Origin of the sequence: Streptomyces sp. A0958, from assembly GCF_004795035.1 — a bacterium.
In the GTDB taxonomy this organism is placed as follows: Bacteria; Actinomycetota; Actinomycetes; order Streptomycetales; family Streptomycetaceae; genus Streptomyces.
In genome coordinates, this window is the sequence record NZ_SSBK01000045.1 from 14,980 (window position 1) to 35,383 (window position 20,404).

The following is a 20,404-nucleotide window of genomic DNA, read 5'->3' on the forward strand; positions in this document are numbered from 1 at the left end:
CTCCACCGACAGGAGCTTCGTCATGCCCGAAACCCTCACCGTGCCGCCCTTCTCCGCCCGAATCGTCGAGCGGCTCAGCGTCGGAGCCACGAGCCGCCGCGAGCGGGTCATCCACTCGTTGGATGGCCTGGAAAGCCCGGTGCATCCCGACACCCTCGCCAGCACGGGGGCCGATCTGTGGCGTCTGCTCCAGAAGCAGCTGCCGGAGGGCGCCGGCTCCGTGGACTTCCTCCTGGGCCTGGACGCGGGCGGCATCCTGCCCACCGTCTCCCTGGCCGACGCCGCCCGCCTCCCCTACAAGATCGCCTGGAAGCTGCACCTCCCCCTGGACGGCGCGGTCCGCTTCTGCGAGCCGCACGCCATGCGCACCGACGTATTCGCCTACGGCATCGCTCCGGGACAGCGCATCGTCATCGTGGACGACGAGATCACCACCGGTAGGACCCTGGCCGACCTCACCCGCCGCCTCCGCGAGGCCGGCGCCGTCCCGCTGGCGGCGGCCTGTCTGGTGGAGGACACCACGCGCGGAGCCCGCGCCCTGCTCGACGATCTTGAGCTGCCGCTGGTCTCGCTCACCACGATCGAGGGCCCGGCGTGAGCTCGGTCGCCCCGCCAGGGGTCCGGTTCCACCACGGCTCCGCGGTCGTCCCCGCCGGGGCCGTCCACACCACTCCGCTGGGGTACGACCGTGGCAGCGTCCCTCTCGGCGCGCCGCTCCCGCTGACCGCCTCCGCCGAGCTCGTCCACCGCCTGAGCGGGTGCGGCGAGGTCGTGGTGGCCTTCGAGGGGAAGCTCGGAGACACCCTCCTCGCTCTTACGGGGGTCCGAGCGGTGCTCGACTGGCTGCGGCTGCGGTCGGTTCGCACGTCCGTCCGGGCGGTGGGGCCGTACGCGGGGCTGATCGCCCGGACCGGGCTGATCACTCAACCCCCAGTCACCACGCCCCACGGTCGACGCGCCGTGATCGGAGACCGCGCGGGGATCGACGCACACGGCTCCGAAGCCGTGGTGAGCCTGGTACTCGATCCAGCCGCCCCGCCCTGCTGGTCGAGCGACGGCCGCGCCCACCCGGACCTGCCGGCCCGCCACTACCTGGCGCTGGAACGCCGCCTCGGTATCCGCCTCCCCGGCACGGCTCCCTTCGCACCGACCCTCGCGACCGGCCCGAACAATCTCGTGGAGGAGCTGCGATCGGTGGGCTGGCTGGGCGGCCTCACCATCGCCGCCATCACCGCCACCAGCTGGCCGGAGCGCAAGGACTACACCGCCCAGCGGTACATCGCCCTCGTCGAGCAGATCGCCGAAGCCCAGCAAGCACAGGCCCGGCTGCTGCTCATCGGCGGCGCCCCGGAAGGCGGCTTTCGCGTCAGCGCAGAGGCCCCTCGACGCCACGTTCAGGTGCTCCACCTGGACGGGGTGCCGGCCGAACAGCTCGCCGATCTCTTCCCGCACTGCGACCTGATCGTCGGCAACGACACCGGCCTCACCCACCTCGCCGCGATGACGCGCACCGCAGAGGGGCCCGTCATCGGCCTGTACGCACGCCACAGCCACAGCAAGTGGCGCACCGGGCTCCCCCACCACCACGCCATCGCCACCGACCTGTCCGACCGCATGCACCAGGGCGACCTCTGCCCCGTGCGAGACGCCATTCCCCCGGACGTCGACGTTCACATGGACGCCTTCCCGCCCGCAGAACTGGCCCGAGTGTGCCTCGACCTGCTCAACGGGGTGCGGCCATGACCCTCCGCAGCCCTCTGCGGCTCGGCCCGGTGCGGCGCTTCACTCGTAACCTGCTCTGTCCCATCGACCTCCTCGGCCGCCCGTTGCTGCTGAAGTACACGCGCGACCCGGTGGAAAGCCTCGCCGAGGTGCGCGGGCACGCACGTCTGGCCCCGCACTACCGGGTGCCAACCCTCCACGCCCACCTGCGTGTGCCGGGCGGGCGGCTCCTCGCGTACGAACGTCTGCCCGGCGGCACTGACCGAGGGCTCCTGCTCGACCTCCTCAACGCGAGCCAGGCGAGCGACGGCCTCCGCGCCTACTTGGATCAACTCACCGCCGCTTACCGCGAGGCCATCCTCGCGACGGCGAGGCCCACCGACCCGACACGCGTAGTACGCAAGCTGTACTGGGACCGTGCGGCCCCCGGCGGCCGACTCGACGAGTACTACGGCGGTAGGGACTTCTTGATCGCCGACGGCCTCATCGACGTCCTGGTCTCCCGCCTCGACACCTACACCCTGAACATCAACGGCCGTCGGCAACACCTGGACTGGGTCGCCACCCTCCGCTGGCTCCGGGCCCACTTCGCCGCGACCGAGCCGGTCTGGGCAGCGCTCACCCAGGGCGACCCCACCGACGTCAACCTCGCCCACCCGCTCGCCTGGTTCGACTACGACACCGCCGGCATGAACAGCATCCCCGGCGAGTTCGCCAACTTCCTTTGGTACGCCTCCACCCTCGGCGGCTGGCTCGTGCCCATGTACAACCCGGCGGCCTTCGCCGACCACCCCGCCACGTTCGCCCGCGTCCCGGACAACACCCCCGAGATCCGACGAGCGGACATCGAGCACACCACGAGCACCATCCGCATCGACTACGCCCCACGGCTCGCGGCTCCCCGGCGAGCCGCCGTGACCACGTACTGGAACCAGCTCGTACGGCCGGTCGCCGACCGTCTCTGGCCCGGTGCGGACCTGGCGAACCTTCTCCGCCCCTACCTGGCCATGCGCATCCTCGGCGTCTACAACCTCGCCGACCTGGCCCCAGCGGACCGACTCGTCCTCCTCGCCCGGCTCGCCGAAGCGATGAGCCCTGCCTTCGACCCCGCCACCTACTTCTGCCCCCTGGAGTCGTCATGCCCGGCCCCCTGAACGGCCGCACCGCCCTGGTCACTGGAGCGACCGGCGGCCTCGGCACGGCCATTGCCCGCCGCCTCGCAGCCGACGGCGCCACAATCGCGCTCGCCCACTTCGACGACGACCGAACGGCAGAGGAGCTCTCAGCCTCCCTCCCCTCTTGCATCTCCCTGTCGGCAGACCTTCGAGACGCCGAGGCCGTACGGTCCCTGTGCAGTCGAGCCCAAGAGGCCCTGGGCCCGGTGGACATCCTGGTCAGCAACGCCGGCGCCTACCCGCGCCGATCGTGGCCAGAGACGACACCGACCCACTGGGAGGACACCCTGGCCACCAACCTGACCAGCCACTATCTCCTCGCCCACGAACTCACCCCCGCCATGACGGCCACCGGCTGGGGCCGCGTCATCGCGATCGGCTCGGTCCTCGCCACTGCGGGCCGCCACGACCTCGCCGGCTACATCAGTGCCAAGGCCGGCCTCGAAGGACTCACCCGTGCTCTCGCCCGTGAACTCGGCCCCGCCGGCGTCACCGCGAACTGCGTCGCTCCCGGCTCGATCCGCGTCCCCGCCGAAGATGCAGTCGTCGACGACCCGGAGGCCATGACCGTCCGCCAGCTCGCCCGCCAGTGCGTCCAACGCCGGGGCCGGCCGGAAGACGTCGCCGCGGCCGTCGCCTTCCTCGCCACCGACGACGCCGGCTTCATCACCGGCCAGACCCTGCGCGTCGACGGAGGCTGGATCCTTGGCTGACATCTGGCTCATGCGCCACGGCGCCTACGAGGGCCACCGCCCCGGCTACCACGCCCCACACGAGGCCACCCTCACGCAGGAGGGCCGCGAGCAGGTACGCCGCTCCTTGCCCCTCCCTGAGGGCGTCACCGCGATCGTCACCAGCCCGATTCCCCGTGCCCGCCAGACCGCCACCCTCGTCTCGCACCTCACGGGCCTGCCGATCGTGGCCACCTCCGGCCTCCTCGCGGAGTGGCGCGCCCCGAGCATCGTGCTCGGCCGCAGTGCCGAGACCTACCCGCCCGTCTATCGCGCCTGGCGAGCCCGCCGCCTCGCCAACCCCTCCCTACGCTGCGAAGACGGCGAAAGCCTCACCGACCTACACACCCGCGCCCGCCACTGCGCCACTTTCCTCCACCACGCTGCCCAACGCCACGGCCCCCTCCTAGCGGTCTCCCACACCCTCTTCCTGGGCGTACTCACGCACCTCCCAGAAGGCCCCGCCGCATTCGTCACCGCCTCGAGAACCCCGTGGCGATTCACGGAACTCCGACTTCTGCCTGTCCATCGACGAGCGGCCCCCGGTCTTCAACGACATGCCCAGTAGCTGGCTGGCCTCCAGCCACTGCCCGTCGGCAGAACCCCCTACTCGTAGGTCTCCTTCCAGCGCCCCCTTTACCGCCCGGCCCCTCGCCCGATCCCATCCCCAGCGAGAGCAACGAGACACCGTTGTGCCACAGCCCGAGTTGATCACAATGAACGGGGAGGACGTCTTTCTCCACGGCGGTCTCTCAGCCTGCGCGTGGTGCTGCCGAAAATCGACGCGCCAGCCTCCAATCGCACCCATCGTGTCGTGCCGAGAGCAGCAATCGGTCACCCTGCAATACGTCAAGCCCAGCTGGATCGCGACACGGCCTCAGGCGCCCTCCTCCGACGCAGTCCATAGCTGTATGCGACAGTCTTCGCAAGGCCGCCCGTCTATCCTGAATGTCGCCACTCGGGAGCATTTTGGCTGGTCAGCCCCCTAGCCCCAGAGAGTGACTGGGTAGCGCAACCACGAGAGGGCACAGGACGCGCATCCCACAGCGATGACGCTGTTCGATTGCTTCTGACGTTGCGACGGAGCAAAATTGGTCTGCGTTGGAGTGCACATCCAGGGTTCCGGCGCTGGCTCAGTAGGGTGGGGGCATGGGCACGGACAGTCGGACTTTTGGATCTTGGCGCTTGCGAGGCGGGCGTTATGAGCAAGCGGGCCTACCCGTTGAGGTCTTGGCAGAGTTCGCCAGGTATGAGCGCTTGGTAGTGGACGTGGCCCGAGGTCTCTACAAGAAGCGCCACGCGACACGCCAACGCGTCCCCAGGGGGTTCGCCTCATCCTTTTCGCTTCGCCTGTCCGATATCCAGCGGGGCAGCGTCGTTCCCGTCCTGGAGCGGACCACCGTCGACGCCGACGCACTCTTCGACGATAGCGACGCAGACATCTTCGAAGAAGCCAGAATCGTTATTCAGGATGCACTCCTCTCGATTCAAAAAGGGTCCGGCATCCCTCAAGGCTTCCCTCCGCATGCGTTGCGCGAGTTTTCCAGTTTCGGGAGAACCCTGCGAGGCGACGAGTTCATCGAGTTCGATAGCGGGACTCCTGATGCCGTAATTTACTCGCAACCCATTCGCCGCAAGATTCAGGAACAAGCACGCCTCGAAAGATTCGAGATCGAGACGCTCGTTTTGGGACAAGTAACTGGCATCAGCGCGGATAGAGGCACGTTTGAGTTCCGCCTCACTCGGGGCGAGAAGACAATCCTTGGGCGTTTTTCATCGGATGACATCGTTGCAGACCTGAGACAGCATCTTGATCGCTCGACAATGGCGCCTACCGTGGCCATCAGCGCTGTTGCCATTCAGTCAATGGATGAGGAGATCATCGAGATTCAGGATGTCCTGTCCATTGAACCCGTACTACCGGCTGATTGGTCCGATCGCCTAAGCGAGCTGCACGACCTCGAATCAGGATGGCTGGATGGCGTCGGTCAGCAGGTAAGTCGAAAAGTCCTCCGAGAAGTCGAGTCGCTACTGCTCGAATTCATCGACACGCAGGTGCGGCGTCCCTACATATACCCAACAGAAGATGGCGGGGTACAGCTTGAGTGGCCTTACTCAACAGGGGAAGTGACGCTGACTGTCGCAACAGACGGGAAGGTCGAAGCTTACGCATTCTCGAAGTCAGATGACGACGAAGAGGATGACAGGGCGTTTCACTGGCATCAGTTGAGTGAGATTACAGAGTTCGTGATCGGGGGGATCGCAAGGTATGCCGACTGATGACTCAAATCTTCGACCTGGCGAGTTCGAGATAGCGGATCAAGAAGAGAGGCTTTGGCGCCAAGTTCACCCAATCTGGATTCATGAAGGTCGAGTCACCAGTCAACTCTTCAGCCCCACCCCGAAGGACTCGGGCGAGGTATCTGTAACTAGAGCCTCGCTTGTTAGCCCCGAAGACGCTCACCAGTATCACACCGAGACACTTAATTTGAAGTCGGCTGGCGTTTATTGCGTCGACATCACAGAGGTTCAAGAGGTAAACCTCAGAGCCGTTGACGATTCTCAAGTTGAGGACGACGAAGAGCGTCCTCCGGCACATGCCTTCGTTGACTTCAAGGCTGTCGCGAGCCCCAAGCAACGGAAGAAGCGAGCGAGCCTCTTGCGCGACAAGGCAGAGAAGCGAGGGTGGCAATACGGGCCGACAGTTTGAGGGATTTTCCTTGGCAACCTGCCAGCGACTGCGGGCCGCGCCTTGGCGTACTGGAACGACTGGGGGACACGCCATGAACACTGGGATGCCTCCTTCGGGCGCGGGCCTGGCCTCGTAAGAGGTCGGGGTTTGTGGTCTCGGTTCTGGTCTCATTCACCCCCGTCCGACCGCGTTCAGACGAGGCCACCCCGAACGTTCCGCCGCAGGTCAGGACACACACGGCCCCCGCCGGACCCCCATACGAACATTTGGAAAGCGTGTTGGGGGCAACCCCTCACGAGTTCGAATCTCGTATCCTCCGCCATTGCTCTCACCGGGCAATACGTCGAAGGCCCCCGCAGCTCGCTGCGCGGGGGCCTTCGACGTTTGTAGTCTCAACGAGACCCTTCGAAGCCCTCCGGTCCGCTCGCCCCGGCCTCCTGCGCCGGTTTCACGCGGTCCACCGCACCGCGACGCACCGCAGTGAGCCACCGCACGCTCCCCTCCCTACAGGACACGTCCGGCACGGCCAGCCGGCGTGCGGCATGCCGCACGCCGGCCCGTGCATCACCACGCTCAGCCGCCGGAAGGACCTCTGTCGGCGCCGTCGGACAGCCAGGCCACTTGCTATACCAAGGGATAGATTTGCGGTACGAGTTGATATCTCTGGAGGTACTCATGAGTCGCACAGTGATCGACCTCGACGACGAGCTGCTGGCCGACGTGGCTCAAGCGCTGGGGACCGGCACCAAGAAGGAGACGGTCAACACCGCTCTGCGCGAGGTACTCGAGAACCGCCGACGGGCCCTTGCTCTCACCCGGCTACGGGCCGCGGCCGGCGAGGGAGGCTTCGACCTGGAGCTCTTCGAGGACAAGAGGAACTACCGGCGGTGAGTGCGGCACAGTTCCTGCTCGACACCAGTGCGCTCGCCCGGTTTCTCTACGGTGACGCCGAGCAGTACGGCTGGGACCAGGCTGCCTCGGCCGGGCTCATCGCGACCTGCCCCGTCACCGAGCTGGAGTTCTTCTACAGAGCCCGCTCCGCCGCAGACCGCGCGCGCAACATCGAGGACCTGCGGTCGCTCTTCGGCTGGGTGCCCATCGACGACCGCGCGTACGGTCGTGCTCGGCAAGTGCAGGAGCTGTTGACCCAGCGTGGTCAACACCGCAGCGCCGGAGCTGTAGACCTCGTCGTTGCCGCCACCGCGGAACTTCAGGGGCTGACCCTCCTGCACCGCGACCACGACTTCGAATGTATCGCCGCCGTCACCGGCCAGGCCATGCAGTGGTACGGCCCGGAGTCAGGCAGCCGGACGGCTCGCCCGGCCCTCGGCCGTACGGCCTGACCGCAGCACTCAGGCGACCGAGCCACATCGCGAGGCCGAGCGCCGGGGCACCGGCCGCGAGGGCGACTTCCTGGGCAGGCGGGTGCGGGCGAGGAAGGCGAGGGCGAGGGTGGCACCCCAGGAAGTAGGTGGCGCCCACCGCCCGTCACCGCCGAGCGCTACGCCGAGCTGTACGAGCGGTTCCCGCTGGTCATGAGCCCGTCGACGCCACGCCTGAGCCAGGACGAGAAGTTCACGCGGAGCGTCCGCCTGCTCTGCGCCGGCTTCGCGACACCCGCCGGACAGGCCCACCCCAAGGGCTGTCCCGTAGGTGCATTGACCCCGCAGGCATCTCGGTCGGTCGGGCCGGGGAGTGAAACATTCCCCGGCCGTCACCGCATCTAGAAGGATGTGGGGACAAGGGGGGTAGCGGGTGAGGCAGGCCGAGGAGGGGGTCTTTCGTGAGTTCGCGGAGGCTCGTATGGGGCCGCTGTTTCGTTCGGCGTGTCTGCTGACCGGTGGGGACACGCACTTCGCCGAGGATCTTGTGCAGGACACGCTCGGGCGGATGTACGCGGTGTGGGGGCGCGTAGCACGGGTCGGGAATCCGGCGGCGTACGCGCAGACCGTGCTCGTACGGTGCTATCTCGGCCACCAGCGGCGCAGGTCGGCGGGGGAACGGCCGAGTGGCGAGCTGCCGGACCGGGCGGAGCGGCCCTCGGGGGACTCGGCCCTGAGGATCACGCTCCTTGACGCGCTGCGGGGGCTGCCGCCCAAGGACCGGGCGGTGATCGTGCTCCGTTACTGGGAGGACCGGTCCGTCACCGAGACCGCGGACGCGCTGCATGTCAGCTCGGCGGCCGTGCGTACCCGCAGTACCCGGGCGCTCGCCCGGCTGCGTGAGCAACTCGGCAGCAGCATCGGTGAGCTGACCGTGCGCTGAGCCGGCCGCGCGGCCATTTCTCTTTCTTCTTCTTCAACAGGACGGTGGTGGTGGTCGGCATGTCCGAGAACAGGGCTCAGGAGGACCGGGACGCCTTCGAGGACGGGCTCGTCGAGGCGTTGAGGCAGGCGGGGCAGGAGTTCTCCGTGGCGGGGCGGCCCCTCGTGGACGGCGGGGTCGCGCGCGGTCGGCGCCGGAAGGTGCTGCGCCGTAGCGCCGTGGTGAGCGGGAGCGTCGCTGCGCTGGCCGTGATCGGGCTCGGCGGGTCGTACGTCACCGGAGGCATCGGCAACGCCTCGCGGGACGAGGGCAGCGGGGTGGCGGTGGGCGCGTCGGCGAAGTCGTCCGGGCCCGCCTCCCCCGACGAGCAGGTGGCCAGGGCGCTTGAGGGGCTGCTGCCCGAGGCGGAGCTCAGCGCGCCGGAGGACGGACGCACCGAGCGGCCGGGGGGGCAGGGGCAGCGCGACGCGGGGGCCTCCGTCGTGTACGACGACGGGCATGGGAAGGCAGCCGTGTCGGTGAGCCTCAGCCGGCAGTCCCCCGGCCAGGAGCCGGCGGACGGCGAACTGTCCTGCCCCGACAAGAATCTGACCGTGTTCGAGGACTGCTCCGCCACCGCCCTGGAGGACGGCTCACGTCTCGTGCTGTTCAAGGGCTGGGAGTACCCGGACCGGCGCGAGGAGACCAAGTGGTGGTACGCGGACCTGCTGACGCCCGAGGGCTACCGGGTCTCGGTGACCGAGTGGAACGCGCCCGCGGAGAAGGGCGCTCCCGTCAGCCGGTCCACCCCGCCGCTGGCCCCTGACCGGCTGAAGGCGCTGGCCCGGGCCGAGGAATGGCTCCCGATCGTCCAGGCCCTGCCCGAGCCCGAGGAGCCGTCGCAGGAGCAGCCGGCCCCGCAGGGCATGAGCGGTGACGAGATCCTGAGCAGGCTGACCGCGCAGCTTCCCGAACGCCTGTCGGTGAAGGCCTCCGGGAAGCAGGAGACGGAGTACGCGTACCTCGTGGTCGACGACGGCCGGGGCAAGAGCTTCGTGCAGATCAACGTCCAGCCGAATGCGGAGGCGAGCGGCCTCATCGGCTCCGGCGGGAAGGTCCTGCCCGACGGTACGAAGGTCAGTACCCGTCAGGGGCCGGGTGAGAAGGGCGGTGCGGGCGTGAAGATGACGGAGGTCGACACGATCCGTCCCGACGGGCTCCGGGTCGTGATCTCCGCCTTCAACTCGGGGAACCAGAACGAGGCCGCCACCCGCGAGGCCCCCGCCCTGACGCTCGCCGAGCTGGAGAAGATCGCCACGAGCGAGGTGTGGCTGGGCTGAGCCGGCAGGCCGCTGCCCCGCGCACGGGAGGGGGCGGGCGGGTGCGTGGGCCGGGCGGTGGGGCTCCAGCGCTGTCGGTCCACGGCCGTGGCCCTACGATCCACGGTCATGGACTGGCTGGAGCGCACCGCGAAGTTGAGGCAGTGGACGAGGAGCGGGGCCCGTGCCCCGCACAAGCCGCTGCTGGTCCTCTACGCGCTCGCGCGCTTCCAGCAGGACGCCGCCGACGAGTTGCGGTACAGCGCCGTGGAGGGGGACCTGAAGCGGCTGCTGGCCGAGTACGGTCCGGCCAACCCGACGACGCCCGCCTACCCCTTCCACCACCTGGTCAGCGACGGGGTGTGGGAGGTGCGCACCGACCGCGGGGCGGGGAGTCCCGGCACCGGCGTACGGGAACTGCGGGCGACGGGTGCGACCGGGCGGCTGGCGCCGGAGTTGCGGTCGGCGCTGCGGCGCGAGCCGTCCCTGCTGGGGCGGATGGCGCGGGTGCTGCTCGACCTCAACTTCCCGCCCTCCCTCCACGACGAGCTGTGCGAAACCGTCGGTCTGGAGCTCCAGCGGGCCGAGACGGTCGAGGTCTCGGCCGTGCGGCGGCGGCGGGACCGGCGGATGCGGGAGCTGGTGCTGACGGCGTACGAGTACCGGTGTGCGTTCTGCGGTTACGACGGGCGGATCGGCGCGGTGCCGGTCGGGCTGGAGGCCGCACATGTGCGGTGGTGGGCGTTCGGCGGGCCCGACGACGTGGAGAACGGGCTCTGCCTGTGCTCCCTGCACCACAAGCTGCTCGACAAGGGTGTGCTCGGTGTCGGCGAGGGCCACCGCATCCTGGTCTCGCAGAGCTTCGTCGGTCACAGTGCGGCGGCCGGCGAGCACGTCGTCGCGCTCGCCGGCCGTCCGCTCATCGGCCCGCAGCCGGGCGTCCGCCCGATCGCACCGGACCACCGCGCCTGGCACGCAAGCCAGGTGTTCCACGGCAGCCCGCGCCCGGTGACGGTTGCCTGAGCCCCGCCTACGCCTCCGGCGTCCCGTCCGCCGCGATCCGGCGGAAGCCGAGGTACGGGGTCAGCGTTTCGGGGAGGATCAGGGAGCCGTCCTCCTGTTGGCACTGTTCGAGGAGTGCGGCCAGGGTGCGGCCGATGGGCAGGCCGGAGCCGTTGAGCGTGGCGACGAGCTTGGGCTTGCCGTCCTCGCCCCGGGTGCGGATGTTGGCGCGGCGGGCCTGGAAGGTGCCGAAGTCGGAGACCGAGGAGATCTCGCGGTACGTGTTCTGGCTCGGAATCCAGACCTCGATGTCGTACGTGAGGCGGGCTGAGAAGCCCGTGTCGCCGGCCGCGAGGGTGACGACGCGGTAGGCGAGGCCGAGTTCCCTGAGGCAGGCCTCGGCGTGGCCGACCATGCGTTCCAGTTCGGCGCCGGCCTGCTCCGGGTCGACGATCCGCACCATCTCGACCTTGGAGAACTGGTGCTGGCGGATCAGGCCCCGGGTGTCCCGGCCGTACGAGCCGGCCTCGGACCGGAAGCACGGCGTGTGGGCGGTGAGGGCCAGGGGCAGCTCGGCGGGCGGGATGATCTCGTCCGCGTAGAGGTTGGTCAGCGGGACCTCGGCCGTGGGGATGAGGAAGAGCTCGCGGTCGGCCACGCCCGTCCTGAACAGGTCCTCCTCGAACTTCGGGAGCTGTCCGGTGCCGGTCATGGTCTTACGGGTGACCAGGTACGGGACCGCGTGCTCGACGTACCCGTGGCGGCGGGTGTGGAGGTCGAGGAAGAGGGCCGCCAGGGCGCGTTCCAGGGCCGCGCCGGCGCCGCGCGCGACCGCGAAGCGGGGGCCGGAGAGCTTGGTCGCCCGGGCGAAGTCGAGGATGCCGGTGGCTTCGCCGAGGTCGACGTGGTCCTTCGGTTCGAAGGTGAACGCGGGCGGCGTCCCCACCCGCCTGACCTCGACCGCGTCCGCGTCGGTGTCGCCGTCCGGTGCCGCGTCGGACGGGAGGTTGGGGATGCTGAGGAGGAGGTCGCGGAGTTGCTCCCGCACCTGTTCCTGGTCGGCCTCGATCGCCCGGATCTCGTCCTTCAGCTCGCGGGCCCGCTCCTTCAGCTTGGTGATGTCACCGCCCTGCCTGGCCGTCTGCTGGACCTCGCTCGCCACCCGCTTCGACTCCGCCCGCAGCTCGTCGGCCGAGCGGATGTTCTGGTTCCGCCGGGACTGGAGCTCCTCCAGTGCGGGCAGGTCCAGCGAGTAACCGCGACGAGCGAGCCGACGAACCGCTTCGGCACCCATGTCAATCAGGGCGCGGGCATCATGCATCAGGGAGATCCTTCTGTTCCGGTGGGGGAGGAGGGGCCGGTGAGTTGTGGAACCGACGGTAGCAATCACCGCACCCCGTGCGATCCGGAATACCGCGGGGCGGGCGGAGCCCGTCCTTGCACGGTCCATTCGGAGTTCACGATTCCTTCACTTGTAGTCCATACGAGGGATACGGTTCTCCGGTGTGCAGCGAGTTGCGCTGTGTCACGGATCAACTTGCTGCCGTAGCCAGGGCGGGACCCGACGCGGCCGCGCGTCTGGGGGACTGCATGCGAGAGATGACCAAGGGCGCCAACGTCGGGCTGGCGGACCTGAGCGACGATGCCGGTTCGGTCATCGCCAGCCTGAGCTGGAGCAGCACCGCCGGGGACGGCGACGCGGACGTGTCCGTGCTCCTGCTGGACCGCAACGGCAAGGTCCGCACCGACGGCGACTTCTTCTACTACAACAACCCGGCCGCCGCCGACGGCAGCGTGCAGTTGCTGGGCAAGACGCCGACCGACGGCGGCAGCGAGGACCGCATCAGCCTCGACCTGACCGCCGTCCCCGAGGACGTCGAGCGCCTGGTCGTCGCCGCGAGCCGGTACGGCGGCTCCCGCTTCGGCGACCTGGACGATCTGCGGATGACCGTCGCCGACCGCTCCGGCGAGGTGCTGCTCGGCTTCTCGATCACCGACGCGTCGGTGGAGAGCGCCTTCATCTTCGGTGAGCTGTACCGGCGCGGCACGGAGTGGAAGTACCGGGCCATCGGCCAGGGGTACGAGACCGGCCTCGCGGGGCTCGCCACCGACTTCGGCATCGATGTGGACGACGAGGGGGAGGGTGAGGGGGAGGAGGCTTCCGCCGCCGGTGAAGCGGGCGGTCCCCCTGTGGAGCAGGCCGCGGAAGCCGTCCCCGCACCGGCCCCTTCCGTACCCCCGCAGCAGACGCCGCAGACGCAGGAGGCGCCTCGGACGCAGGAGACGCCGGAAACGGTGGCTGCCGCGCCCAAGCGGGCCCGTGGGCCCCGTACCGCGAAGAAGAAGGTGACGCTTCCGTCCGTCGCCGCCAAGTCGCTCGCCGAGAACGACGCCTGGCGGGCCGCGCGGCTGTTCCCCGCGCCGAACCTCAAGAGCGACAAGGAGCGGGAGGTGCGGGCGACCTCCGTGCTGTTGTCGGTGATGGCGCAGGTGCCGGAGTTCGGGCGCCGGCTGACCGCCGCCTTCGGGGCGCCCGCCGGGCGGATGCAGACCTTCACCGAGGTCTCGCTGCCGCACGGCGACACCCCCAAGCGCCCGGACGGGGTGATCCGGGTGGAGCGGGCCGGGAAGCTGTGGACGGCCCTCGTGGAGACGAAGACCAACGGGAACGCGCTGAAGTCGGAGCAGGTCCAGAACTACATGGACATCGCCGCGCGCCGGGGCTACGAGGCCGTGATCACGCTGTCCAACGACGTGGCCCTGGAAGGCAGCCCGCTGGTCGAGGTCAAGACCGACGGGCGGCGCAAGCACAAGGTGGCGCTCTGGCACCTGTCCTGGGCGGAGGTCGCGCACCAGGCGCAGATGCTGATCCGGCACGAGGGCGTCGGCAACGCCGCCCACGCCTGGCTCCTCCAGGAGCTCCTGCACTACCTCCAGCACGAGAACTCCGGCTGCCACGGCTTCCAGAACATGGGCCCCTCCTGGGTGCCCGTGCGCAACGGCATCGACGAGGAGACCCTCAGCCAGGGCGACCCGCGTGCCGTCGAGGTCGTGGAGAGCTGGGAACGGCTCATCCGGCAGGTCTGTCTGCGGCTGGGCGGTGAGCTGGGCCAGAAGGCGCTGCCCGTCCAGCGCACCCAGCGCGGCACCACGGCCCTCTCGCGCCGGGCGGCGCTCGCCGACCGGCTGTGCGAGGAGGGGCGCCTCGCCGCCGAGCTGCGCGTCGACGGCTCGCCCGGCACCATCACGATCGTCGCCGACCTGCGGACCGGGAAGCTGCGCACCTCGGTGGAGATCCCGGTGCCGGAGGGGGCGTACCCCCTGACGTCGGCCAAGCGGCTGATGCGGCAGCTGGCCGAGGCGCCCGCCGATCTGCACGTCGAGACGCTGGTCGAGGGCCAGAGCGGGCCGCGCGGCACGCTGGAACGCCTCCGTCCGGAACCGGGTGACGTGCTCCCCCGGGACGGCAGCCGGATCACGGGATTCCGGCTCTCCCTGTTCAAGGGCATGGGTGCCACGCGCGGCAACGCCGAGTCCGGTTTCATCCGCAGTGTCGACAACGCCGTGGACCGCTTTCACTCGCACGTGATCGCCCACCTCGCACAGGCCGACCGCCGCACCACCCGCCGGGCGTCGACCGCTGCCCCGGGCGCCGCCCCGGCCTCGGCCTCGGGCCCGGCTGCGGAGAGCACGACGGCCCGGACGCCCGTACGGGCCTGACCCGGCGCCGCCGACGGAGAGTGACCGGCACAGCGGCAAACGGCTGCAAACCGGTCCGCCGACGGTGGTTGTGCTGGCCGTCGCCTTCCGCGCTCGCCATGATTCGGCCCATGACCAACAGCGACGCAGGCCGAGACATCACCCTCCGGATCGCCCAGGAGCCGGCGGCGGACGAACTTCTCGCACGCAGTCCGCTCGCCGCCCTGGTGGGCATGCTGCTGGATCAGCAAGTGCCGATGGAGTGGGCCTTCGCCGGGCCGTACGCGCTCGCGCAGCGCATGGGCAAGGACGATCTGGACGCGCACGAGATCGCCACGTACGCCCCGGAGGCGTTCACCGAGCTGTTCAACGCCAAACCCGCGCTGCACCGCTATCCGGGCGCGATGGCCAAGCGGGTGCAGCAGCTGTGCCAGTTCCTGGTGGCGCAGTACGACGGTGACGCGGCGGCGGTCTGGCGCGATGTCGCCACCGGGGCGGAGCTGCGCAGGCGCCTCAACGCGCTGCCCGGGTTCGGTACGCAGAAGGCGCAGATCTTCCTCGCGCTGCTGGGCAAGCAGTTCGGTGTCCGGCCGCCGGGCTGGCGCGAGGCGGCCGGGCCGTACGGGGAGGACGGCTCCCACCGGTCCGTCGCCGACATCACCGGGCCGGATTCGCTCGCCGAGGTCCGCGCGTACAAGCAGGAGGCCAAACAGGCCGCCAAGGCCGCGAAGGCGGCGGCGAAGAGCCGGTGAGCGGCGGCGCACCCGCGCCCCCAATTCCGGAATGCGGTCCTATATGCCGTTCTTGTATGGCGTCGTGGCCCGCAGCGCGGTGGCGCCCATGGCTGCGGGCGGTGGCCCTTGACCGGTAGGCTTTCCGTGTGATCTTCAAGCGCATCGGAAATGGGCGGCCTTATCCCGACCACGGCCGGGAAAGCACCCGGCAGTGGGCGGACGTCGCGCCGCGCCCGGTCCGCCTGGACCAGCTCGTGACCACCAAGGGCCAGCTCGACCTCGAAACCCTCCTCGCCGAGGACTCCACGTTCTACGGCGACCTGTTCGCGCACGTCGTGAAGTGGCAGGGCGACCTCTACCTGGAGGACGGGCTGCACCGCGCGGTCCGTGCCGCGCTCCAGCAGCGCCAGGTACTGCACGCCCGCGTGCTCGAACTCGGTTAGGGCGGGCGGGGTGCGCACGGGGATCGTTCGGGTGTTTTCCCACCCGGACGGGTGCGGTCGATTGATCATTTAGTAGGCATCATCACCGGGTCGCACTACGCTTCGCCCATGAGCATGCTCACTCCCCCAGGCATGGGCGGAAAATACCGCATCACGGGTGACAAGTACCCCCGCATGCGACGCCCCCGCCACCGCAGCAAACTGGTCCTCGCGGCCATCGCCTCCGTGGTCGCCCTCGGGCTGGCCGGATGGGGCACGCTGCAGCTCATCGATGTCTTCACGGGCGGGGACAAGACGGCCAGCGCCGCCGATCGCACGCAGTGCCCGTCCCCGAAGCCGTCGGCGCCCGCCAAGGTGCTGCCGCAGCCCGCGAAGATCACGGTCAACGTCTACAACGCGACCTCGCGCAGCGGTCTCGCCAAGACGGCCGCCGATGAGCTGAAGAAGCGCGGTTTCAAGATCGGCGAGGTGGGCAACGCCACCGACGCGTACGACAAGAAGGTTCCGGGGACGGGGCTGCTGCTGGGTGCCCCGGCCGCCGTCGACGGCTCGTTCCCGGTGCTCGGAACCCAGCTGCCGGGGGCCGCGACGAAGACCGACGCCCGCAAGAACGGGGAGGTCGATCTGATCATCGGTACGAAGTTCAAGGAGTTCAGCAAGCCGCAGGCGGCCGCCGCCGCGCTGACCGCCCTGACCAAGCCGGCCCCGGCGCCGTCCCCCTGCTGAGGACGCCGCCGGGCGCGGCCCGGGTGAATCGGGTGGATCGGGTGGATCGGGTGGATCGGGTGGGAGCTAGTCGGCGGTGCCGTACATGCGGTCACCCGCGTCGCCGAGGCCCGGCACGATGTAGCCGTTCTCGTTGAGCCGCTCGTCGACCGAGGCGGTGACCACGGTCACCGGGGTGCCGGCGAGCTCGCGCTCCATGACCTCGACGCCCTCGGGGGCCGCGAGGAGCACGACCGCGGTGACATCGTCCGCGCCGCGCTTGATCAGCTCCTGAATGGCCGCGACGAGCGTGCCGCCGGTGGCCAGCATCGGGTCCAGAACGTACACCTGGCGGCCGGAGAGGTCGTCCGGCATCCGGCTCGCGTACGTGGACGCCTGAAGCGTCTCCTCGTCGCGGATCATGCCCAGGAAGCCCACCTCGGCGGTCGGCAGCAGCCGGACCATGCCGTCCAGCATGCCGAGGCCGGCCCGCAGGATCGGCACGACCAGGGGGCGGGGGTGCGACAGCTTCACGCCGGTGGTGGGTGTCACCGGGGTCTCGATGTCGACCTGTTCGGTGCGCACATCGCGGGTCGCCTCGTACGCGAGCAGGGTCACCAGCTCGTCGGCGAGGCGCCGGAAGGTCGGGGAGTCGGTGCGCTTGTCGCGCAGGGTGGTGAGTTTGTGCGCGACCAGCGGGTGGTCGACGACGTGGATCCGCATGACTCCCACAGTAGCCGCGCCTCCCGTACGCGTGCGCTGGCATCATCCACACGTTCGGGGGGAAGGTGGTGGCATACGGACCCAGCGACGGAGCCAGCCTTGGGGGTGACGAGCCGATGGCCGACGGGGCAGGGAGCGCGGAGGACCCCCGGGACACGCCGGACGCGCCGGACGCACCGGAGACCGAAGCGCAGCGTCGGCGGCGCCGCGCCCAGTTCCTCCGCGAGCTCCACGAGGCGAAGGCGCTGCGCGACCGGGTCCAGCCGCGCCGCGTCAAGGCCGCCCGAATGCGCCAGGCGATGCGGATGCGCACATTCCGCTGGTAGCCCTCCGGCCTGCGGAAAACCCCCTGGTGACGGCGGCCGGGAGAACTGGTGGCCGACTCAACGGCCGAACTACTCTCGCGAAGCCCTGGTTTCTGCCACGATTCCGAATGGGCGGGACGCAGGGGCAGCCGGACCACCGACTGCCTTCCCGCCGGACCGGCCCTTGGCCCCGAGACCAGTGGGAGAGTCACGGTGTACTTCGCCGCACTGCTCGCGCGCACCGAAGACGGGTGGGAAGCGAGCGACACGGAGCTCGATGATGTGGAGACCCTGTCCGACCTGACGGATCTGGCCCGTGAAGCCTCGGTTGACGAGGACACGGTGCTCGTATTCATCGAGCAGGAGGACGCCTGGTTCGGCGTCCTCCGGGTGGACGGTGAGGAGGACCCCCGGATCTACATCTCGGACGCCTCCGCCGCCGCCCGCTCCTCGTACGGGGAGATTCTGCTCACCGATGAGCTGCTCGGCCGCGAACCAGGGGCCGAGGACACGATCGCCGCCCTCGAGGAGCTCGTCGGCCTCGACGGTACTGAGGACGGCGAGCCGAACACTGCCGACAACGACAACGACAACAGCGACGACGAGGACGGGCCGGGCGCCGGTGTCGTCCCGGCCGGTCCGCTCGGTGACACCGGGGTGCTGTCCGACCTCGGGCTCCCCGAGGCCGAACTGCTGATGCTGCGGACGGACGCCCTGGCGGAGATCGCGGACGCGCTGGGCGCGGCCGAGGTCCTGGAGACCGTCCGTTAGGGTCCGCGGGTGACCGAAGCACCCCACCCGCGCGACCCGAGCCCGAACGACCCGCCCGATCCCGTGCGGGACCCGTGGCGGGCGGCCATGCGCCGCGCCCTGGCCGAGGCGGACCGTGCGGCGGCGACCGGTGACGTACCGGTCGGCGCCGTCGTCCTCGGCCCGGACGGGGCGCCGCTCGCCACGGGCCACAACGAACGCGAGGCGACCGGCGACCCGACCGCGCACGCCGAGGTCCTGGCGCTGCGCCGGGCCGCCGCCGCGCTCGGTGAGTGGCGGCTGTCCGGCTGCACCCTGGTCGTCACCCTGGAGCCCTGCACGATGTGTGCGGGCGCCCTGGTGCAGGCCCGGGTGGGCCGGGTCGTCTACGGGGCCCGGGACGAGAAGGCGGGCGCGGCCGGTTCGCTCTGGGACCTCGTGCGCGACCGGCGCCTCAACCACCGGCCCGAGGTGATCCCCGGCGTCCTGGAGGCCGACTGCGCGGCCCGGCTGACGGCCTTCTTCCGCCACCGCTGACCTGGCACGGCCTGTCCGCGAGGCGCTGTCCGGTATCGGATTTCGGCGGACGGCCGACATGGTCTAAGCTCTCTCTCGGTAGCGTGTCCGAGCGGCCGAAGGAGCTCGCCTCGAAAGCGAGTGTGGGGAAACTCACCGTGGGTTCAAATCCCACCGCTACCGCCAGCGTCAACCGCCTCCGAACCGTGCGAACGGGTCGGGGGCGGTTTTGCGTGTGCCCGGCCGGCGGGTACCGGGCGCCCGGAGCCGGTTGGTCAAGGGGACCGGGGATGGGGGACCATGCCCGGGGGCGGCACACGGGCCGGCCACCGCCGCCAGGTCCGTACGAGACAGACGGCTCGGCGCGGATTAACGCTTGCGGAGCCATCGAAAGAAAGCACTGGCCGTTATGCAGATCGTGCGGGGCAAGAAGCTGGAAAAGGCCCCCGAGGGGGAATTCCAGCAGCTGGTCGAGGAAAGCTCCCGGGTCGTCGTGGACGTCGGGACGGGTGACGCCAGGGCGTCCTATCGCATCGCCAAGGAGAATCCGTCCTGGCTGGTCGTGGGTGTGGACCCGGCCTGGCAGCGGATGACGCAGACGAGTATTCGCAGCCGGCGGAAGCCCGCCAAGGGCGGCGTACCGAATCTGCTGCTGGTGAATGCCTCGATCGAGAACGCCCCGCCCGAGCTGCTGGGGGCCGCAGATGAATTGCTGGTCCTGATGCCCTGGGGCAAATTGCTGCACGGTCTCGTGCGGGGGGACGAGGACATCTGGCGCGGGCTGCGGTCCGTGGCCAAGCCGAATGCGCCGCTCACCGCGACGGTCGGCACCAGCATCTGGCGCGAACCGGTGCCCCGTGACATCCAGGGCCTTCCGGAGCTGACCCACCCGTACGTCGACGAGGAGCTTGCCGGAAAGGCCCTCGCCTGCGGGTGGGAAGTCACCGGTTTCCAGCTCACCAAGGCCGAGGAGGCCGCGGCCGTCTCGTCGTCGTGGGCCCGCAGGCTGGACTCGGCCAGCACCGAGGTCATCGCCACCCTGACGGCCGTCGCCGCCGGACCGGGGGAAGAGGCTGGGGCGGCCGAACAGGAGCAGTGAGCCGGCCGGTCAGCCCGTCGGGAACTGGCGGCAGTACTCGTACATGGCCATGGCGCCGGCCGTGGCGACGTTGTAGCTGTGCGGGAAGCCCCAGACCGGGATTTCCACGCACTCGTCCACGCACGCGAGTTCGTCTTCCTTGAGGCCGGTGCGCTCGTTCCCGAGCACGATGACCGACTTACGGGGGAAGCTGATCTCGTGCAGGCTCTTCGAATTGGTGGCCTGTTCGAGCGCGATGATCGTGTAGCCGTCCTCGCGCATCTTCTTCAGCACCGGAGGAAGGCTCCTGCGCATTTCGATCTCGACGTGCTCGGCGCCGTCCCGGGCGATCTTCGGGTCGAGTTTCGCGTTGCCGCACGCGATGATCTTCTCCACTCCGCAGCACCCGGCCGTGCGCACCACGCTCGACAGATTGACGCGGCTGCGGAACGCCGAGCACGCGATCACGAGCTCGCGCTTACGGAGCAAAGAAGAGCCCGGCTTGTGGCGGAGATGTTCGAACATGCCGATGAGTCTACGTGGGCGCCGCATACGGTTAACTCCGC

At 69.7% G+C, this 20,404-nt stretch carries 22 protein-coding genes and 1 tRNA gene; 20 read left to right on the forward strand and 3 right to left on the reverse strand.

Annotated features, from left to right (window positions below; all coding sequences use genetic code 11):
- Positions 1 to 22: 22 nt before the first annotated feature.
- From E6P78_RS29075 to E6P78_RS29125, 11 genes are all read left to right on the forward strand, one after another.
- The gene (locus E6P78_RS29075; protein WP_136206624.1) at positions 23 to 598 is read left to right on the forward strand and encodes a phosphoribosyltransferase; all 576 of its coding nucleotides are present in this window, start codon (positions 23 to 25) and stop codon (positions 596 to 598) included.
- Positions 595 to 1,743, forward strand: coding sequence for a glycosyltransferase family 9 protein (locus E6P78_RS29080; protein WP_136206625.1), 1,149 nt, complete (start codon positions 595 to 597; stop codon positions 1,741 to 1,743). Before E6P78_RS29075 ends, E6P78_RS29080 begins: the two co-directional genes overlap by 4 nt.
- Complete coding sequence (locus E6P78_RS29085) at positions 1,740 to 2,876, forward strand: hypothetical protein (protein WP_136206626.1); 1,137 nt, start codon at positions 1,740 to 1,742, stop codon at positions 2,874 to 2,876. The genes E6P78_RS29080 and E6P78_RS29085 overlap by 4 nt, the downstream gene beginning before the upstream one ends.
- Positions 2,861 to 3,610, forward strand: a complete 750-nt coding sequence (locus E6P78_RS29090; protein ID WP_136206627.1) for an SDR family NAD(P)-dependent oxidoreductase — start codon at positions 2,861 to 2,863, stop codon at positions 3,608 to 3,610. Before E6P78_RS29085 ends, E6P78_RS29090 begins: the two co-directional genes overlap by 16 nt.
- On the forward strand, positions 3,603 to 4,196 hold the full coding sequence (locus E6P78_RS29095) for a histidine phosphatase family protein (protein WP_136206628.1): 594 nt from the start codon (positions 3,603 to 3,605) through the stop codon (positions 4,194 to 4,196). The genes E6P78_RS29090 and E6P78_RS29095 overlap by 8 nt, the downstream gene beginning before the upstream one ends.
- Before the next feature lie 581 nt (positions 4,197 to 4,777).
- Positions 4,778 to 5,908, forward strand: coding sequence for a hypothetical protein (locus E6P78_RS29100; protein WP_136206629.1), 1,131 nt, complete (start codon positions 4,778 to 4,780; stop codon positions 5,906 to 5,908).
- 1,087 nt (positions 5,909 to 6,995) lie between these two features.
- On the forward strand, positions 6,996 to 7,211 hold the full coding sequence (locus tag E6P78_RS29105; RefSeq protein ID WP_136206630.1) for a type II toxin-antitoxin system VapB family antitoxin: 216 nt from the start codon (positions 6,996 to 6,998) through the stop codon (positions 7,209 to 7,211).
- The gene (locus tag E6P78_RS29110) at positions 7,208 to 7,663 is read left to right on the forward strand and encodes a PIN domain nuclease (protein ID WP_136206631.1); all 456 of its coding nucleotides are present in this window, start codon (positions 7,208 to 7,210) and stop codon (positions 7,661 to 7,663) included. Before E6P78_RS29105 ends, E6P78_RS29110 begins: the two co-directional genes overlap by 4 nt.
- Before the next feature lie 412 nt (positions 7,664 to 8,075).
- Positions 8,076 to 8,585, forward strand: a complete 510-nt coding sequence (locus E6P78_RS29115; protein WP_136206632.1) for a SigE family RNA polymerase sigma factor — start codon at positions 8,076 to 8,078, stop codon at positions 8,583 to 8,585.
- Positions 8,586 to 8,644: 59 nt separating this feature from the next.
- Positions 8,645 to 9,904 carry a hypothetical protein gene (locus E6P78_RS29120; protein WP_136206633.1) on the forward strand — a complete coding sequence of 420 codons (1,260 nt, stop codon included), beginning with the start codon at positions 8,645 to 8,647 and terminating at the stop codon, positions 9,902 to 9,904.
- Between the two features lie 108 nt (positions 9,905 to 10,012).
- Positions 10,013 to 10,906: a phosphorothioated DNA-binding restriction endonuclease gene (locus E6P78_RS29125; RefSeq protein ID WP_136206634.1), complete on the forward strand. Its 894-nt coding sequence runs from the start codon at positions 10,013 to 10,015 to the stop codon at positions 10,904 to 10,906.
- A gap of 7 nt (positions 10,907 to 10,913) precedes the next feature.
- Here the strand turns inward: E6P78_RS29125 and serS are convergent, their stop codons facing one another.
- Positions 10,914 to 12,206: a serine--tRNA ligase gene (serS, locus tag E6P78_RS29130; RefSeq protein ID WP_136206635.1), complete on the reverse strand. Its 1,293-nt coding sequence runs from the start codon at positions 12,204 to 12,206 to the stop codon at positions 10,914 to 10,916.
- A gap of 269 nt (positions 12,207 to 12,475) precedes the next feature.
- Here serS and E6P78_RS29135 point away from each other — a divergent pair, with 269 nt between their 5' ends.
- The 4 genes from E6P78_RS29135 (at position 12,476) to E6P78_RS29150 (ending at position 16,487) form a co-directional block, all read left to right on the forward strand.
- Positions 12,476 to 14,605, forward strand: coding sequence for a TerD family protein (locus E6P78_RS29135; protein ID WP_240799415.1), 2,130 nt, complete (start codon positions 12,476 to 12,478; stop codon positions 14,603 to 14,605).
- A 110-nt stretch (positions 14,606 to 14,715) separates the two neighbouring features.
- On the forward strand, positions 14,716 to 15,336 hold the full coding sequence (locus tag E6P78_RS29140; RefSeq protein ID WP_136206636.1) for an HhH-GPD-type base excision DNA repair protein: 621 nt from the start codon (positions 14,716 to 14,718) through the stop codon (positions 15,334 to 15,336).
- Positions 15,337 to 15,464: 128 nt separating this feature from the next.
- Entirely contained in the window at positions 15,465 to 15,761 is a 297-nt protein-coding gene (locus E6P78_RS29145; protein ID WP_003955420.1) for a type II toxin-antitoxin system VapB family antitoxin, read from the forward strand.
- Between the two features lie 132 nt (positions 15,762 to 15,893).
- Complete coding sequence (locus tag E6P78_RS29150; RefSeq protein WP_136206651.1) at positions 15,894 to 16,487, forward strand: LytR C-terminal domain-containing protein; 594 nt, start codon at positions 15,894 to 15,896, stop codon at positions 16,485 to 16,487.
- Between the two features lie 66 nt (positions 16,488 to 16,553).
- On the opposite strand, the gene upp is transcribed toward E6P78_RS29150, so the two are convergent.
- A complete protein-coding gene (gene upp, locus E6P78_RS29155) occupies positions 16,554 to 17,189 on the reverse strand; it encodes a uracil phosphoribosyltransferase (protein ID WP_136206637.1) in 636 nt (211 codons plus the stop codon).
- 116 nt (positions 17,190 to 17,305) lie between these two features.
- On the opposite strand from upp, the gene E6P78_RS29160 reads away from it, so the two are divergent.
- From E6P78_RS29160 to E6P78_RS29180, 5 genes are all read left to right on the forward strand, one after another.
- The gene (locus E6P78_RS29160) at positions 17,306 to 17,515 is read left to right on the forward strand and encodes a hypothetical protein (RefSeq protein WP_136206638.1); all 210 of its coding nucleotides are present in this window, start codon (positions 17,306 to 17,308) and stop codon (positions 17,513 to 17,515) included.
- Positions 17,516 to 17,707: 192 nt separating this feature from the next.
- Positions 17,708 to 18,265, forward strand: coding sequence for a hypothetical protein (locus E6P78_RS29165; RefSeq protein ID WP_136206639.1), 558 nt, complete (start codon positions 17,708 to 17,710; stop codon positions 18,263 to 18,265).
- An 87-nt stretch (positions 18,266 to 18,352) separates the two neighbouring features.
- Positions 18,353 to 18,781, forward strand: coding sequence for a tRNA adenosine(34) deaminase TadA (tadA, locus tag E6P78_RS29170; RefSeq protein WP_240799416.1), 429 nt, complete (start codon positions 18,353 to 18,355; stop codon positions 18,779 to 18,781).
- A 77-nt stretch (positions 18,782 to 18,858) separates the two neighbouring features.
- Positions 18,859 to 18,946, forward strand: a tRNA-Ser gene (locus E6P78_RS29175).
- Positions 18,947 to 19,169: 223 nt separating this feature from the next.
- Complete coding sequence (locus E6P78_RS29180) at positions 19,170 to 19,859, forward strand: class I SAM-dependent methyltransferase (protein ID WP_136206641.1); 690 nt, start codon at positions 19,170 to 19,172, stop codon at positions 19,857 to 19,859.
- 9 nt (positions 19,860 to 19,868) lie between these two features.
- Here E6P78_RS29180 and E6P78_RS29185 read toward each other — a convergent pair whose 3' ends face one another.
- On the reverse strand, positions 19,869 to 20,363 hold the full coding sequence (locus tag E6P78_RS29185; RefSeq protein ID WP_136206642.1) for an RNA methyltransferase: 495 nt from the start codon (positions 20,361 to 20,363) through the stop codon (positions 19,869 to 19,871).
- Positions 20,364 to 20,404: the final 41 nt, after the last annotated feature.